14 protein-coding genes are annotated in these 15,275 nt (G+C 71.4%); 5 read left to right on the forward strand and 9 right to left on the reverse strand.

The features are described 5' to 3' along the window. Positions 1-21 precede the first annotated feature (21 nt). Positions 22-1,305 carry a TRAP transporter large permease gene (locus BM144_RS16780; RefSeq protein WP_092954720.1) on the forward strand — a complete coding sequence of 428 codons (1,284 nt, stop codon included), beginning with the start codon at positions 22-24 and terminating at the stop codon, positions 1,303-1,305. Between the two features lie 117 nt (positions 1,306-1,422). Here BM144_RS16780 and BM144_RS16785 read toward each other — a convergent pair whose 3' ends face one another. From BM144_RS16785 to BM144_RS16800, 4 genes are all read right to left on the reverse strand, one after another. Then, positions 1,423-1,887, reverse strand: a complete 465-nt coding sequence (locus tag BM144_RS16785) for a hypothetical protein (protein WP_092954723.1) — start codon at positions 1,885-1,887, stop codon at positions 1,423-1,425. A gap of 2 nt (positions 1,888-1,889) precedes the next feature. Continuing rightward, a complete protein-coding gene (locus BM144_RS16790) occupies positions 1,890-2,270 on the reverse strand; it encodes an aggregation-promoting factor C-terminal-like domain-containing protein (protein ID WP_245783701.1) in 381 nt (126 codons plus the stop codon). A 283-nt stretch (positions 2,271-2,553) separates the two neighbouring features. Next, positions 2,554-3,870 (reverse strand): tetratricopeptide repeat protein, encoded by a 1,317-nt coding sequence (locus BM144_RS16795; protein WP_092954726.1) that lies wholly within the window; start codon positions 3,868-3,870, stop codon positions 2,554-2,556. Positions 3,871-3,964: 94 nt separating this feature from the next. After that, on the reverse strand, positions 3,965-5,308 hold the full coding sequence (locus BM144_RS16800) for a glycoside hydrolase family 18 protein (protein ID WP_092954729.1): 1,344 nt from the start codon (positions 5,306-5,308) through the stop codon (positions 3,965-3,967). A gap of 281 nt (positions 5,309-5,589) precedes the next feature. On the opposite strand from BM144_RS16800, the gene BM144_RS16805 reads away from it, so the two are divergent. Then, positions 5,590-6,723 carry an esterase-like activity of phytase family protein gene (locus tag BM144_RS16805; RefSeq protein WP_092954732.1) on the forward strand — a complete coding sequence of 378 codons (1,134 nt, stop codon included), beginning with the start codon at positions 5,590-5,592 and terminating at the stop codon, positions 6,721-6,723. Between the two features lie 289 nt (positions 6,724-7,012). Here the strand turns inward: BM144_RS16805 and BM144_RS16810 are convergent, their stop codons facing one another. The 3 genes from BM144_RS16810 to BM144_RS16820 form a co-directional block, all read right to left on the reverse strand. Next, the gene (locus BM144_RS16810; protein WP_092954735.1) at positions 7,013-8,128 is read right to left on the reverse strand and encodes an acyl-CoA dehydrogenase family protein; all 1,116 of its coding nucleotides are present in this window, start codon (positions 8,126-8,128) and stop codon (positions 7,013-7,015) included. A gap of 134 nt (positions 8,129-8,262) precedes the next feature. After that, positions 8,263-9,468 carry an acyl-CoA dehydrogenase family protein gene (locus BM144_RS16815; RefSeq protein ID WP_092954738.1) on the reverse strand — a complete coding sequence of 402 codons (1,206 nt, stop codon included), beginning with the start codon at positions 9,466-9,468 and terminating at the stop codon, positions 8,263-8,265. 84 nt (positions 9,469-9,552) lie between these two features. Beyond that, complete coding sequence (locus BM144_RS16820; RefSeq protein ID WP_092954741.1) at positions 9,553-10,254, reverse strand: YceH family protein; 702 nt, start codon at positions 10,252-10,254, stop codon at positions 9,553-9,555. Positions 10,255-10,315: 61 nt separating this feature from the next. Here BM144_RS16820 and purN point away from each other — a divergent pair, with 61 nt between their 5' ends. Then, positions 10,316-10,900: a phosphoribosylglycinamide formyltransferase gene (gene purN / locus BM144_RS16825; RefSeq protein ID WP_092954744.1), complete on the forward strand. Its 585-nt coding sequence runs from the start codon at positions 10,316-10,318 to the stop codon at positions 10,898-10,900. A 63-nt stretch (positions 10,901-10,963) separates the two neighbouring features. On the opposite strand, the gene BM144_RS16830 is transcribed toward purN, so the two are convergent. Both BM144_RS16830 and xopAW read right to left on the reverse strand, forming a co-directional pair. Then, a complete protein-coding gene (locus BM144_RS16830) occupies positions 10,964-11,521 on the reverse strand; it encodes a hypothetical protein (protein WP_092954747.1) in 558 nt (185 codons plus the stop codon). A gap of 341 nt (positions 11,522-11,862) precedes the next feature. Further along, positions 11,863-12,999, reverse strand: coding sequence for an EF-hand domain-containing protein (xopAW, locus tag BM144_RS16835; protein WP_092954750.1), 1,137 nt, complete (start codon positions 12,997-12,999; stop codon positions 11,863-11,865). A 286-nt stretch (positions 13,000-13,285) separates the two neighbouring features. Here xopAW and BM144_RS16840 point away from each other — a divergent pair, with 286 nt between their 5' ends. Continuing rightward, positions 13,286-14,020 carry a response regulator gene (locus tag BM144_RS16840; RefSeq protein WP_092954753.1) on the forward strand — a complete coding sequence of 245 codons (735 nt, stop codon included), beginning with the start codon at positions 13,286-13,288 and terminating at the stop codon, positions 14,018-14,020. A gap of 3 nt (positions 14,021-14,023) precedes the next feature. Beyond that, the gene (locus BM144_RS16845; RefSeq protein WP_092954756.1) at positions 14,024-15,238 is read left to right on the forward strand and encodes an ATP-binding protein; all 1,215 of its coding nucleotides are present in this window, start codon (positions 14,024-14,026) and stop codon (positions 15,236-15,238) included. Positions 15,239-15,275: the final 37 nt, after the last annotated feature.

Below are 15,275 nucleotides of genomic sequence, written 5' to 3' on the forward strand. Positions count from 1 at the left end.
CCGGCACAAGGACCTGACACCATGGCCATCACCCTTTTCGTTTCCGCCATCGTGCTGATGGCGCTGGGCTTTCCCGTCGCCTTCGCGCTGGCGATGTCGGCATCCATCGCCGTCTTCGTGGGCGGGCGCTATCCGCAGCTGATCGTCTTCAAGGAGATGTTCACGGGCATCGACAGCTTTCCGCTCATGGCCGTGCCGTTCTTCATCCTCGCGGCCGAGATCATGTCGGGCGGAGCGCTCACCGTGGTGCTGCTGCGTTTCGCGGCACAGTTCGTGGGCCACCTGCGCGGCGGCCTCGGGCACGCCAACATCCTCTCGCTCACGCTGTTCTCGGGCATCTCCGGATCGGCCCTGGCCGATGCGGCCGGCCCGGGCTCGATGATGGTGAAGATGATGGACAAGGCGGGCTACTCGCGCGCCTACGCGGCCGCGCTCACGGCCAGCACGGCCATCGTGGGGCCGATCATCCCGCCCTCGATCATCATGATCATCTACGCGCTGCAGGACGAGCAGGTCTCGGTGGGCGCGCTCTTCATCGCGGGCTTCGCGCCCGGCATCCTCATCGCGCTGGCCATGGCGGTGGTCAACTGGCGCGTCTGCGTGCGCCGCGATTACCGCTCGCGCGAGCCCCGCCCCACGGGCCGCGAGATGCTCTCCAACAGCGTGCGCGCCATTCCCGCGCTCATGCTGGTGGTGCTGATCCTCGTGGGCATCCGTTTCGGCATCTTCACGCCCACCGAGGCCTCGGTGGTGGCGGTCTTCTACGCGCTCGTGTGCGGCAAGTGGATCTACCGCACGCTGGAGTGGAAGGCGCTGCCGCACATCGCGGCGCGCTCGGCCCTGCTCACGGCCTCGGTGCTGCTGGTCGTGGCGGCGTCGGCCGCCTTTGCCTGGGTGCTCACCATCGAGGGCATTCCGCAGCAGCTCGCGCAGACGATCGTGGGCTGGGACCTCTCGCCCGTCACCTTCCTCATCGCGGTCAACATCCTGCTGCTGCTCTTCGGCATCTTCATGGAACCGCTGCCGGGCGTGATGATCCTCGTGCCCATTCTCGCGCCCATCGCGAGTGCGCTCGGCATCGACCCGATCCACTTCGCGATGGTGGTGATCGTCAACCTCACGCTGGGCATGATCACCCCGCCCGTGGGCGGCCTGCTCTTCGTGACCTCGGTCGCCACCAAGGTGCCGCTGGCCGCGCTCACGCGCGAACTGCCGCCGTTCCTGGCGGCGCACCTGATCGTGCTGGCACTGCTCACCTTCGTGCCCGCGATCTCCACCTGGCTGCCGCACGCGCTGGGTTTCTGAGCGCCGGTGACGAAGGGTGGGGCGGGGCTCAGCAGTGCCCGCGGCGGCGGGCCATGGCGAGCCGGTGGACGGGGCGCACCGGCGGCCGCACGTGGCAGGCGGCCCCGGGGTTTCCGATTACCGCGGAAGGGATTTCAGCCATTGGAATTCGCCCTGGCGAAAGGCGTAGAAATGCGTGCCGCCGCCCGTTTCGTTCCTGCTGCCTTGAACCACCAGGATGCAACTGTTCTTGCGGAAGGCCAGGGGCTCGGTCACGTCGAGGGGCCAGTCGGACACCGTGAAGGGCAGAAGGGTGACGCTGCCGGTGCGGGCATCGATGACGCCTCCCGTGACGCAGCCTGCGCCGCAGCCCCAGGAGGCCAGTACGTAGTGCCCTGCGAAGTTCACGGGCTCCTTGGCGGCACGTCTGAGCTGGGTGGCATAGGCGCGGCTCTCGGCGTTGGCCAGATCCACCGGCGCGCGCCGTGCAGGCGGGGAAACGGCCACGGGGCAATCCGCGAACGCCGGCGTGCTGGTATCTGCGGCCCAGGGCATGGCGACGGGGGCCATCGCGATGACGAACAGCGCAAATGCTTTTCTCATGGTCAATACCAGTGGTGCTTTTCCCAGAAGATCCGGGCGCGCTTGGCAGAGTGGTAGCGCCCGTAGATATAGCGGATGCCTCCTTGGCATTCCTCGACGGCGTTGCCGAAGGACCGCTCTCCGTTCGGGTTCAAGCCGTACTGTGCTTGCAGGAGCTGGAAGAGTCCGCGGGCTGTGGATTTCGGATTGCGCGTGCCGACGACGCCGCTGGACTCCTGCGCCATGATCCACAACAGATCGTCGAAGTCCCCCTCGGGGACTTTTTCTGCGCGCATCGCCTCTTTCAAGGCCTCCTGGACGCTGGCGGGAACGATGCCAGTGGGGTGGGCGGACTGCCGGTGCCGGGAATGCCGGGTGGGCCTGCGGCTGTGTTTCGTGGTCATGTGGCGTGAAGCAGGACGTTGTGATTGCTTCGGCCCACAGGGAGCGAAACTGCCAGAACCTTCACCATGAAGCCCTGTGGACGCGGCGAGCGGCTGCATCGTAGGGCCCACCCATCTTTCTGCGAATGCAGTGATGGTTAATCAGTGCATTTCGCTTCTTCATCCGCGCCCGACCGCGGTCTGCGCCTTCCCGGCAGGCGCTCCAGGAGGGCGCTGCCCTGTGCCTCTGAGCCCGCCGTTCGCTCATGCGCAGACTGGCGGCGACCAATGACTGGCCTGCGTCTCAGGCGCTCTTGCGTGCCGTCACCAGGAAGCCCTGCACGGGCTCGTTGTTCTCGTAGCGCAGCACGAGGTCTTCGATTTCGATGGTCTTGAAACCCGCGGCCTGGCAGACGGCCTTGGCATGGCTGCGCTTGTGCGCGTAGCGACCGCTGGCCTGCAGCACCAGGTCGGGGCCGTCTTCGGGCGCGGTCTCGCACGAGAACATGAAATCGCCGTGCGCCACCAGCAGGCGGTGCGCATCGGGCACGGTGTCGGCCAAGTCGCCCGCGTAGATGAACACGTCGAGCGCGGCCACCACGTCGTAGGTGTTGGCGGGCGTGTCGCGCAGCGCATCGAGCAGGTTCGCGTGGTGGAAGCGGTCGTACACGTTGTGGCGCGCGGCCTGCTCGATCATCTTCAGCGAGATGTCCACGCCGATGAGGAAGCCGTCGATGCGGCCCAGGCACACGCCCAGCAGCCCGGTGCCGCAGCCCAGGTCGAGCAGGTTGAGGTGCTTGTCGGGGAAGCGCGCCAGGATCTTCTCGCCCGCGATCTTCGGCAGCTTGTACTTGAGGCCCGCGACCATGTGGCGGTCGTAGAGGCTCGCCAGGCTGTCGAAGAGGCCGCGCTGCAGCTCCGGCGGCTGGTGCGGCGGCGTCACGCCGTGGGCGATCGCCGTGTAGTAGGCCACCACGGAGTCGCCGGGCACGATCTCCAGCAGGGCGGTGGTGTCGGCCACGGCGCGCGCCGGGGTGCCGGCGGCGATGTAGGTCTTCACGCGGCCCAGGCGGGCTTCGGTGTCCTGCGGGTTCTCGTCGATGAGCGCACCCCAGGTCTGCAGCGCCTCGGCGTGGTTGCCCTGGTCGCTCAGGTCGCGTGCGAGCAGGCGGCGCAGCTGCACGTCGCCGGGCACCATCTCCAGGCCGCGGCGCAGGTGGCGCACGGCCATCTCGAGGTTGCCCGAGCGGTGCGCGATGTCGACCACGCCGGCCAGCACGATGAGGTTGCGCGGCTCGCGCAGGGCCACTTTCTCGGCCAGTTGCACGGCCTCGTGCAACTGGTTCTGGCGGGCGTGCAGCAGGGCCAGTTCGAGCTGTGCCGGGCCCCAGTCCGGGGCGAGGGTCACGGCGCGGTTCAGCGCCTCGAAGGCCTTGGGAATGTTGGAGGCCTTCTCGGCCATGAGGCCGGCCAGCAGGAACACGCGCGGGTCGTTCGGAAGGGCCTTCTGCGCCTTGTTCAAGGTGAGCGCGGCCTGCTGGAGGTCACCGCGCGAGATCTGCTCGCGCGCGGTTTCGAGGTGTTGGCGATTGGGGTCGGTGGAGGTGGCGGTGGCGCTCATGTCTCGTGCAGAAAGTGGAGCGCCGGGCACGGGGCCCGGCGGCTGGGATATCGCGGGATTATCCCGGATTCGCCCCGGCCGCCCGGGGCCGGCCTCAGCGCGAACGTGACAGTTCGTCGCCAGCCGCGCGCACCAGCTCGCCCCCGTCGCCCGACAGTTCCCAGAACATCAGGCCGCGCAGCCCCGTGAGCCGCACGGCGCGTGCCTTCTCGCGCACCACCGGTTCGTCGTCGAAGGTCCAGAACGTGCTGCCGTCGAAGAGCCAGGCCGAGCGGGCCCAGGCGTCCCAGTGGCGCGTGAAGCCGGGCTTGGCGCGCACGGTCTTGAAGTCTTCGATGCCGGCTTCGAACGTGCCGGCGGGCAGGCCCGTGGCCGCCTGGTAGAGGCCGTCGCCCGCCGTGCCCACGCCGCTCCAGCCGCGCGAGTAGAGCGGTGCGCCCACCACGATCTTGCGAGGCGGCACGCCGGCCTGCAGGTAGCGGGCCACCGCCTCGGCCACCGAGAGTTCCTGCGCGCGGTCGGGGTCGCGCGGGCTGGGCGCGAGCGCGGCCTGGTGGTTGGTGCGGCTCTCCCAGGATCCGTGCAGGTCGTAGGCCATGAGGTTGATGAAATCCACCGTCTTCGCCACCGCGGCGAGGTCGAGCTTCGCGCTCTTCTGCGGCCCCGCGGGCGCGGCGATGGTCAGCCGCAGCGCGGGGTTGACCGCATCGAGCTGGCGGCGGAATTCCTGCAGCAGCAGCGTGAAGTTCGCGGTGTCCTCGGGCCGCACGGTGTTGCCGGGCGCACCTTCTGCGGCCGGGTATTCCCAGTCGATGTCGAAGCCGTCGAACACCCCGGCGCCCGCGCCGTTGCCTTCCGTCTCGCCGCCGATGCGGCCGCGGATGAAGAGATCGATGCACGATTTCGCGAGCGCGCTGCGCGATGCGGCCGTGAGGGCCGCGTCGGAGAACCACTTCGACCCGTTCCAGCCGCCCAGCGACACCAGCACCTTGAGCTGCGGGTGCTGGCGCTTGAGCACGCGCAATTGCTGGAAGTTGCCGCGCAGCGCCTGCGTGCCGTCCACCTCCGCGCCGTCCACGCTCTCCGCGGCGGTCCAGGGGCGCTGCACGTCCGCCCAGGCATCGCCGAGCTGGCAGCCGATGGGGCCGGTGCCGTCCGCCTGCGCGGGCTGCACGTTGCCGAAGGCGTAGTTCAGCGTGGTGAGGTAGGGCAGCGCGCCCTGGGTGGCCAGGCTCTTGGCGGTGTAGCCGCGCGCGTAGATGCCCCAGGACGTGAAGTACCCCACCACCTCGCGCGCGGGAAGCGTGCCGGCGGCATGGGCTGCGGCCGCGGAGGCCGGGCGCTGCCGGGCGTGCGGCGCGGCCGCCTCGCTCCAGGCAGGGGTGGCCATGAAGGCCAGGCAGGCGATGCCCAGTGTGCGGGTCCAGGGGGACGTCATGTGCGGTGCTCCTCTTCGGTGTGTAGGGCATCGCACTCTCGGCGGGGGGCACCGCCGCGTCAATGCAGCGCCATGCATGCAATGGTGAGGGTGGCGGTTTGGTGAGCCGCCCGGCCGCCGTCCCGCTTGCAGGCGATGCGGCAGTGCGGGGGATGTGCGCAGGGGCGCATGGCGGCCCGGGGGAATGCACGCTGCAGGGCAGGGCACCGCGGGTTGGCTGCAGCGGAAGTGTCACACGGCCGATTTAAGGTCGGCCTCCCGCTCCATCCACCAGACCCACCATGTTCCGACATCTCGGCGCCATCGGCGCACTTGCCCTGGCCCTGCTGCTGCCCGCCTGCGGCGGCAGCGATGGCGGCACCCGCGACATCCAGGTGCGCCTCATCGGGGAGCAGCGGGTGGCCAACACCCTGCAGGTGGACGGCACCCTGGTGGGCGGTCTCTCGGGCATCGACTTCGATCCCCGCGCCAACACCTGGGTGTTGCTGAGCGACGACCGCTCCGACAAGAACCCGGCGCGCTTCTATACCGCCCGCCTGCAATACGACCTGTCGTCCTTCGGGCCTGTGGAGTTCGTGCGCGGCACCGCGCTGCGGCAGGCCGATGGCGGCACCTACCCCGGCCGTTCCACCGCCGCCGCCGGCCAGACGGTGCCGGACCCGGAAGCCGTGCGCGTCGATCCGCGCGACGGCAGCCTGTGGTGGACCAGCGAGGGCGACCGCAACCTGGGCCTGGACCCCTTCGTGATGCATGCGGACGCGGGCGGCCGCGCCATCGCGGCGCTGCCCCTGCCGCCGGCTTTCAAGGTGTCGCCCACCGCGCAGACCGGCACGCGCAACAACGCCGCTTTCGAGGGGCTCACGCTGTCGGCCGACGGCGAAACCCTCTGGGCCGGCATGGAGGCGCCGCTCTACCAGGACGGCCCGCTGCCCACCCCCACGGCCGGCGCCACCGCGCGCCTGCTGCAGTACAGCCGCTCCGGGGCCGTGCTGCGGCAACTGGCCTACCCGCTCGACCCCATCCAGGGCACGCCGGCGCCAGGCAAGAACGGGGACAACGGCCTCTCGGAAATGCTGGCCGTGGACGGTGACCGCTTCCTCGTGCTGGAGCGCTCGGGGGTGCAGGGCAGCGACGACCGCTACCGCATGGACATCCGCCTCTATGAGGTGGACACGCGCGGCGCGAGCGACGTGGCCGGCATCGCGTCGCTCGCGTCGGCCCCGTTCACGCCGGTGCGCAAGCGCCTCGTGGCCCACCTCAACCGCCTGGGCCTGCCCACCGTGGACAACATCGAAGGCATGGCCTGGGGCCCCCGCCTCGCCAACGGCCGCCGCAGCCTCGTGCTGGTGTCCGACAACAACTTCAGCGACACCCAGGTCACCCAGTTCCTGGCGTTCGAGGTGGTGTCGGAATAGGCGCCCGTTCACCGCGCGGCAGGGGCGCTTCCGTTGCTCCATTTCATCGAGGCACTGCACCGCTCGCGATCCATGGGCCGCCTCCTCGCTTCCTCACCGTGTCGCGCTTTGACTGTGGCACCCGCCACTGGCCCTGCGCCACCCGTCTGAAGGCCGCGGAGCAGGCCATGCCAGCAAACGCCGTGGAGCGGGCTTTGCCCGGCCACCGGCGTTGTCCTCCTTCCACAGCGCGCAGCGCTGTGAGGGAAGGGGGAAGGCGCGAAGCGCCACAGGGGGTTGTCGCTTCCGTTCAGGCGAACACGCCCGCCGTGTCCTGCATGTGCGCCGACACCTCGCCCAGGTGGTGCAGGGTGTCGCCCCAGGCCATCTCCAGCTGCGTGAGCTTCTTGAAGTAGTGGCTGCCGATGTATTCGTCGGTCACGCCGATGCCGCCGTGCAGTTGCACCGATTGCTGGCCCACGAAGCGCATCGACTGCCCGAGCTGCACCTTGGCGCGAGCCAGGGCTCGGCGGCGCTCATCGGCCGGGGCACCGAGCTTGAGGCTGGCGTAGTAGCTCATCGAGCGGGCCAGCTCCAGCTGCATCTTCATGTCGGCCACGCGGTGGCGCAGCGCCTGGAAGCTCGCGATCGGCACGCCGAACTGCTTGCGCTGGTTCATGTAATCGACGGTTAGCGCGACGGTCTGCTCCATCACGCCCACGGCCTCGGCGCAGGCCGCGGCGATGCCGATGTCCACGGCCAGCTCCAGCGCGGCGAGGCCGTCTTCGGCCACCAGCGTGGCAGGCGCATCGGTGAGCTGCACCTCCGCCGCGCGGCTGCCGTCCTGCGTGAGGTAGCCGCGCGTGGCCACGCCCTGCGCGGTGCGCTCGACCAGGAAGAGCGCGATGCGGCCCTGCCACTGCGCCGGCACCAGGAAGGCATCGGCCCGGTCGCCCGCGGGTACTATGCTTTTGATAGCAGAGATCGTAATGTTTCCGGCGGCATCGGATGCTTTTGCCTCGCAGACATCCAGGCGGTAGCGCGCCTTGCGCTCCTGGTGGGCCAGCACCACCAGCGCCTCGCCGCTCGCGATGCGCGGCAGCCATTCGGCCTGCACGGCCTCGGGTGCGCACTGCGACAGCACGCCGGTGGCGATGAAGGTCTGCGCGAGCGGCTCCAGCACGATGCCGCGGCCCAGCTCCTCCATGGCCACCATCGCATCGACGGCGCCCTGGCCCAGGCCGCCCTGCGCCTCGGGCACGGTGAGCGCCGCGAGGCCCAGCTCCGCCAGCTCGCCGTACGCGGCGCGGTCGAACCCGCCCGCCGCCACGATGCCGCGGCGCCGCTCGAACGTGTAGCCCTTGTCCACCCAGCGCCGCACCGCGTCGCGCAGGGATTGCTGGTCGTCGGAAAAATCGAAATCCATGGTCGTCTCCAAAAGCCGATGGGCAGGGCGCTCGCGCCACCCCTCAAAGATCAGCGAAGCTCATGCCGGAACCCCCTCGCGGAGGGGGCCGGGGGGAGCAGTCCTGTCGCGCATCGCGCGGACCGTGCAGGGCGTCAGCCCAGCACGGTCTGCGCGACGATGTTCCGCTGCACTTCGTTGCTGCCGCCGTAGATCGTGGTCTTGCGCAGGTTGAAGTACGTGGACGCCAGCGGCGCGTTGGCCGCCGTGCCGCCCGGGAAGCCGCCGAGCGCGCCCAGGGCCGCATCGCCCTGCCAGCCCGCCTCCATGGCCTCCTCGATGAAGGGCAGCGCGTAGGGGCCGGCCGCGAGCATCATCAGTTCGGCATAGCGCTGCTGGATCTCGCTGCCGCGGATCTTGAGCAGGCCCGCGATGTCCAGCGAGTTCTTGCCCGACTTCTCGGCCGAGAGCACGCGCAGCACCAGCATCTCCAGCGCGACGATGTCCACCTCCAGCAGCGCGATCTGGTCGCGAAAGCGCAGGTCGTCCCACACGCCCTCGGCCTTGGCGATGCGCTTCAGGCGCTCCAGCTCGCGCTTGCTGCGGTTCACGTCGGCGATGTTGGTGCGCTCGTGGGAGAGCAGGTGCTTGGCGTAGGTCCAGCCCTTGTTCTCCTCGCCGATGAGGTTCTCGGCGGGCACTTCCACGTTGTCGAAGAAGACCTCGTTGACCTCGCATTCGCCGTCCAGCAGCTTGATGGGCCGCACGGTGACGCCGGGCGACTTCATGTCCAGCAGCAGGAACGAGATGCCGGTCTGGGGCTTGCCCTCGGTGCTGGTGCGCACGAGGTTGAACATCCAGTCGCCGTACTGGCCGAGGGTGGTCCAGGTCTTCTGGCCGTTGACGATGTATTTGTCGCCCCGGCGCTCGGCGCGCGTCTTGAGGCTGGCCAGGTCCGAGCCCGAGCCCGGTTCGCTGTAGCCCTGGCTCCACCAGACCTCGCCGCTCGCGATGCCCGGCAGGAAGCGCCGGTGCTGCTCGGGCGAGCCGAAGGCCATGATGACGGGCGCCACCATCACCGGGCCGAAGGGCACGATGCGCGGTGCGCCGGCCAGGGCGCATTCCTCCTCGAACAGGTGCTTCTGCACGGCGGTCCAGCCCGGGCCGCCGAATTCCTGGGGCCAGCCGAAGCCCAGCCAGCCCTTCTTGCCCAGGATCTTCGCCCAGCCCTGCAGATCGTCACGGGACAGGCGCAGCGCGTTGTGCACCTTGTGCGCGGTCTCGGGGGGCAGGTGGCTGCGGACCCATGCGCGAATCTCTTCGCGGAAGGCCTGCTCTTCGGGGGTGAATGCAAGGTCCATGCGGTGTCTCCGTAATAGGGGCGTGCGGGGCGGCCGGCCGGTGGCGCGCCATGCGGTCCGCCGGTTGTAGCACGGTCGTGCTTTTTATTCCTGTCCGGGGAGCGACACCCCGAGCTGCGCGCACAGCGAGGCCAGCGACTGGCGCAGCGCGGCCACTTCGGACTCCAGCGCGGCCACGCGTTCGGCCAGGGCCGGGTCGGCCGAGCGCGCCGCGGCGGGCGAGGGCGCCGCGGCCTGGGCCGCCTGCGCGGCCAGCTCGTCGGCCGAGAGCGGGCCGCAGAGCAGGTGCGTCCAGCGGGATTCGCGGGCGCCCGGGGCGCGCGGCAGCAACGCGACGAGCGGGCCCCCTTTCTCGTCGCTGCGCGATTGCAGCTCGTCCAGGAAGGCCTCGACCGAGGAGATGTCGGCGAAGCGGTGCCAGCGCTCGGCGTTGATGCGCAGCTCGCCGGCCGTCTGCGGGCCGCGCAGCATGAGCAGGCCCAGCAGGGCGGCGGATTGGTCGGGCACGCCGGCCGCGCGCGGGAAGTTGTGCTCCCAGCGCGTGGCGCGCTGGCCGCCGATCTCCACCACCATGGCGCGGTGGCGCAGGCTGTCCAGCGCTTCCTGGGCCTGTGCGTCCACGAGGGCCATCACCGGGTCGCGGCTCGACTTCTGGTTGCAGCCCGTGACCACGGCATTGAGCGTGAGCGGGTAGCTGTCGGGCACGGTGCGGGCCTTTTCCATCAGGGTGCCGAGCACGCGGGCTTCGGCGGGGGAGAGGGGGGTCAGTCGGGGATCGAAGGGCATGGCGGGCTCGGGGGGCTGTCGGGCGGGAGGGCGGGGAGGACGCGGCGATAATCCGCGCCCCATGAAGAACATCGTGATTTTGATCTCGGGCGGCGGCTCCAACATGGCGGCCATCGTCCGGGCGGCCCGTGCGCAGGACTGGGCCGGCCGCCACGGCGCGCAGGTGGCGGCCGTGCTGAGCAACAGGGCCGACGCGGCGGGCCTGGCCTGGGCGCGGCAGCAGGGCATCGCCACCGGCGCGCTCGACCACAAGGCCTACCCCTCGCGCGAGGCGTTCGACGAGGCGCTGGCGCAGCAGATCGACACGCACGCCCCCGCCCTGGTGGTGCTGGCGGGCTTCATGCGCATCCTCACGCCCGGCTTCGTGGCGCACTACGCGGGGCGCTTGGTGAACATCCACCCTTCGCTGCTGCCGGCCTTCCCCGGGCTGCACACCCACCAGCGCGCCATCGATGCGGGCTGCAAGGTGGCGGGCGCCACGGTGCACCTCGTCACCCCCGAACTGGACTCGGGCCCGATCCTCGCCCAGGGCGTGGTGCCCGTGCTGCCGGGCGACACGGCGGCGGACCTCTCCGCGCGCGTGCTGGCACAGGAGCACGCCATCTACCCTGCGGCGGTGCAGCAGTGGTTGCTATCGAATAAATAGCAAACTATCGAATGGATCCGGCGGCATGGAGGGGGTTTGGCTCTGAATGCGCGGGCAGCGGATTCACAGGGTGGAGACCACCTGCGCGGCCCCGCTGCCTTCCAGCAGGTCCTGCGACACCAGGGCCTGGTGCGAATCGGTCGGGTGCACCACCACGGCCCAGTGCCCGGCCCGCAGCGCCGAGCGCACGTGCGAGATCAGCCGGATGTGGTCCGGCCGCAGCGACACCAGCCCGCCGAACAGCAGCCCGAAGGTGGTCGCGAAGCCCACGATGGCGATGAACGCCAGCAGCGGGCTGCTGGCCACCATCGGCTGGCCGCCGCGCAGCAGCCAGGCATGGAACAGCACCCCCGCGACCGCGCCGGCCAGCCCGGTCACCACGTGCGAGCGGACGATGGTGCGCCAGATGCCCGCCTGCTCGGGCTCCAGCTGGCGGCCGAACAGGTCGCGCCGCGAGGCGCGCGCGTCCTGCGGGCCGAGCAGCCGCACCTGCGTGCGCTGCATGCCGGGCAGCCGCAGCGCGCGGCCGACCATGGCCTCGGCCTGGTCCCGCTCCGTGTAGATGCCGGCCACCTTGGTGAGCGATCTCTCGCCGAACATTCCCTGCATCAGATGGTCCACGTCAAGCTCCTTGTGTCGGGTTCGGCCCCGGAGGGGGCGAAGGCGCAGGCGCCGGGCGGTGCGGCGGCCGGGGAAACGGCGGCCGCTGCGCCGGCGCTGCGGATGTCCACAAGGTAGGTCCGGGGCCGTTCGCGGGCTGTAGGACGCATGCCGCGGGGCGCCGAAGCACGCGCCCTGCATGCGGGCAGGAAACCGCAGGCGCGGAGCGCCGGAATCGAGGCAGGGGACCCGAAGGCGCCGGCCTCCGCAGCTCGTCCACTGACGGGCTTCGCAGCACTGCGGAGGTCTGGCAACCGGTGCGCCCCGCCCGGCCAGCGCGACCGGGCGAGGCAGCCCGCGCGTCAGGCGAGGGCGCTGACGGCGCCGCTATGGCTGCTGCGGGTGTCCGCCCAGCCGCTGGCGGCGGACTCGTACTGCCGGCGCGCGAAGCCGGCGAGCTGCGCGAGATCGAGCCGCCCGCTGCCCTGCCGGCCGGTTCCGCCCTCGGTGCCGGACGAGGAAGACGACGAGGACGCAGACGCTGCCGACGCGCCGCTGGCCGAGGTCGCCGCGGCGTACTGGCTCGTCAGTTGCGCGATGAAGCTCTGCGCCTCGCTGTCGCTCACCTTCTTGTCGCCATCGGAGTCGATGGCATTGAAGAGGGCGGTGACGGCGTCGGTTTCGCTGCTGCCGCTGGTGCCGCCGCTGGCTGCGGCGATGGCCCCGGCCGCGCGCTCGGCGGCCGACACCGTGCCGTCCTCGTTGGTGTCCAGCGGGTCGTAGCTGGTGCTGTTGCCGGAAGACGCCGAGGCGTTCGCACCCTGCGCGCCACCCGCGCCGCCGGGCCCACCGGGGCCACCCGGCGGTGGCGGCGGCATCCCGCCCGCCATGCGCATGCCGCCGGCCCCGCCGGCCGACTCGCCCTGCGCGCCGTCCGAAGGCCGGCCCGCATCGAACTCGGCCTGCGAGAGCTTGCCGTCGCCGTCGCTGTCGAGCTGGCCGAACAGCTCGTCGCTGCTCGTGCCCGTGGCGCTGGCCGCGCCGCCGGACATCTTCTCCAGCAGCGACTGCAGCTCGGTCTGGCTCACGCTGCCGTCGCCGTCCTCGTCCACCTTGCCGAACAGGTCGTCGCCCGCCTGGCCGGTGGCCCCGCTCGCGGAGCCCGTGCCCCGGGCCTGTGCGAAGTCCATGGTCGAGCGCTGCGGCATGAGCGATTCGAGCGTCTTGCCCAGCTCCTGCGCGTTCAGGTTGCCGTCGCCATCGCTGTCGTACTGCGTCACGAGGTCGGTGGCGCTCTGGGCGGTGCCGTCGGCCCCGCCCTTCTTCGCCACCTTGTCGAGCAGGCCCTGCAATTCGGTGCCGCTCACGCCGCCGCTGCCGTCGCTGTCGAGCTTGGACAGCAGTTCCTCCGGGGAGGGGCCGCGGCGCTGGGGCTGCGTGCGCTGCATGGCCGCCGCGGAGGACCATGCGCTGCTGCCGACACTACTGATGGTCGTCATCGTCGTTCCTTTCGATTCCTGTTGGGTTGGCGGCCCCGGCAACCCCGCGCCGGGCCCCTGCGGGCGCGGTGGCCGGGTGCTGCGGCCTGCGGTGCATTCTTGGGGGCGCGGGTAACGGCGTTTTGTCCCGTTTGTACCGGCGCTGGTACAAGCGGCCGGTCCAAGGGCGGAACAGCCGGGCGAAAACCGCCCTGTTCGGCCGGACCAGGGGGGCGGGCGCTGCCTACACTCCGGCAGCGGCCCCTCGGCCATCCCTTCCGCTCCAGCCCGCACCTGCGTCCGCGCCATGCAAAACATCCTCGTGGTCGACGACGACGACGACATCACCGACCTGCTGACCCAGTACCTGGGCCGTTTCGGCTACGCTGCCCACGCCGCGCGCGACGGTGCCGCGATGCGCGCCCGCATGGCGGAGCGCTCCATGGACCTCGTGGTGCTGGACCTCATGCTGCCCGGCACCGACGGCATGGCCCTGGCGCGCGAGCTGCGCACCCGCTCCGCCGTGCCCATCATCATGCTCACCGCCCGCGCCGACGCCTACGACCGCGTGCTGGGCCTGGAACTGGGCGCCGACGACTACATGACCAAGCCCTTCGAGCCGCGCGAGCTGGTGGCGCGCATCCACAGCGTGCTGCGCCGTGCCGCCGCGCCGGTGCGCACCGCGCCGCCCGTGCCCGGCGGCGCGGCCGACGTGGTGCGGTTCGACGGCTGGTCGCTGCACAGCGTGGAGCGCCACCTCGTCACGCCGGACGGCGTGACCGTGCCGCTCTCCAACGCCGAATACCGCCTGCTGTGCACCTTCCTGCGCATGCCGCGCCGCGTGTGCAGCCGCGACCAGCTCATGGAGCACGCGCGCGGCCGGTCGATGGAATCCTTCGAGCGCAGCATCGACCTGCTGGTCTCGCGCCTGCGCCACAAGCTCTCCGACGATCCGCGCGCGCCGTCGCTCATCAAGACCGTGCGCGGCTCGGGCTACCTCTTCAACATCCAGACCGTGCAGGGCCTCGGGGCCCGCGCCTAGGGCATGCGCGCCGTGCCCGTACCGCTGCCGCCGGAGGGCGGCCCCGAGGGCGCGGCCCCTGCGCCGCCCGCGGGCCCGCGCTGGCGCGCCATCCTCGCGCGCTGCCTGCCCGACTCCCTCTTCGGCCGCCTTGCGCTGCTGCTGTTCGTGGCGGTGCTGTCGAGCCACGTGCTGGCGCTCACGCTGATGTTCGAGCTGCGCCCGGGCCCGCCGCCCGGCCCGGGGCCGGCCATGGCAGCGGGCCCCGGCGCGGGCATGGGCATGGGCCCTCCGGCATTCCAGGGGCCTGAGAGCGCGGCCATCTGGAACCCGCCGCCGCCACGCCCGCCGCACGGGGGCGGCTGGTGGCACCCGGGCCTGCTGCTGGACATCGGCGTGCGCCTGGCCGCGCTGATGCTGGCCGCCTGGTGGGGCGCGCGCTGGCTGGCCCAGCCGCTGGGCCGCCTGGCCACCGCCGCGCGCCAGCTCGGCGCGGACATCCAGCGCCCGCCGCTGCCCGAGGACGGCACGGCGGAATGCCGCGAAGCCAGCCGCGTCTTCAACCAGATGCAGGCGCGCATCCGGCGCCAGCTCTCCGAGCGCGACCGCTTCGTGGCGGCCGTCTCCCACGATCTGCGCACGCCGCTCACGCGCCTGCGGCTGCGCGCGGAATGCCTGGAGGCCGAGGCCGACCGCACCGCCTTCGCGCGCGACATCGCCGAGATGGACGCCATGATCACCGCCACGCTGGACCACCTGCGCGGCGTGGCCGGGGCCGAGCCGCTCGCGCCGCTGGACCTGCGCGCCCTGATCGACAGCCTGGTGGACGACGAGCAGGCCTGCGGCCACGACGTGGCGAGCACCGGCGACTGCCGCCCGTTGCCGGCCCGAGCCGGCGCGCTGCGCCGCTGCCTGGACAACCTCGTGGGCAACGCCGTGCGCTACGGCGGCGGCGCGGAGATCACGCTGGAGGACGGGCCCGACGCGGTGCGCATCCACGTGCGCGACCACGGGCCCGGCCTGCCCGCGGCGGAACTCGGCCGCGTGGTCGAACCCTTCTACCGCGTGGAGGCATCGCGCAACCGCCATTCCGGCGGCGTGGGGCTGGGCCTGTCCATCGCGAACGACATCGCCCAGCGGCACGGCGGAACCCTGGCGCTGGACAACGCGCCCGGCGGCGGCCTGCGGGCCACGCTGGTGCTGCCGCGCACGCCGGACGAAGGCGCCCGGGGCGCATGAGCGGCGGCCCCCGGCGTTGGGTGTAGTGCCTTGTTTG

The organism is Paracidovorax konjaci (assembly GCF_900112675.1).
GTDB lineage: Bacteria > Pseudomonadota > Gammaproteobacteria > Burkholderiales > Burkholderiaceae_C > Paracidovorax > Paracidovorax konjaci.

Bases quoted from the DNA above. Each gene is read 5' to 3' on its own strand.
- BM144_RS16780 (WP_092954720.1), top strand. From the start codon at position 22: ATGGCCATCACCCTTTTCGTTTCCGCCATCGTGCTGATGGCGCTGGGC.
- BM144_RS16785 (WP_092954723.1), bottom strand. From the start codon at position 1,887: ATGAGAAAAGCATTTGCGCTGTTCGTCATCGCGATGGCCCCCGTCGCC.
- BM144_RS16790 (WP_245783701.1), bottom strand. From the start codon at position 2,270: ATGACCACGAAACACAGCCGCAGGCCCACCCGGCATTCCCGGCACCGG.
- BM144_RS16795 (WP_092954726.1), bottom strand. From the start codon at position 3,870: ATGAGCGCCACCGCCACCTCCACCGACCCCAATCGCCAACACCTCGAA.
- BM144_RS16800 (WP_092954729.1), bottom strand. From the start codon at position 5,308: ATGACGTCCCCCTGGACCCGCACACTGGGCATCGCCTGCCTGGCCTTC.
- BM144_RS16805 (WP_092954732.1), top strand. From the start codon at position 5,590: ATGTTCCGACATCTCGGCGCCATCGGCGCACTTGCCCTGGCCCTGCTG.
- BM144_RS16810 (WP_092954735.1), bottom strand. From the start codon at position 8,128: ATGGATTTCGATTTTTCCGACGACCAGCAATCCCTGCGCGACGCGGTG.
- BM144_RS16815 (WP_092954738.1), bottom strand. From the start codon at position 9,468: ATGGACCTTGCATTCACCCCCGAAGAGCAGGCCTTCCGCGAAGAGATT.
- BM144_RS16820 (WP_092954741.1), bottom strand. From the start codon at position 10,254: ATGCCCTTCGATCCCCGACTGACCCCCCTCTCCCCCGCCGAAGCCCGC.
- purN (WP_092954744.1), top strand. From the start codon at position 10,316: ATGAAGAACATCGTGATTTTGATCTCGGGCGGCGGCTCCAACATGGCG.
- xopAW (WP_092954750.1), bottom strand. From the start codon at position 12,999: ATGACGACCATCAGTAGTGTCGGCAGCAGCGCATGGTCCTCCGCGGCG.
- BM144_RS16840 (WP_092954753.1), top strand. From the start codon at position 13,286: ATGCAAAACATCCTCGTGGTCGACGACGACGACGACATCACCGACCTG.
- BM144_RS16845 (WP_092954756.1), top strand. From the start codon at position 14,024: ATGCGCGCCGTGCCCGTACCGCTGCCGCCGGAGGGCGGCCCCGAGGGC.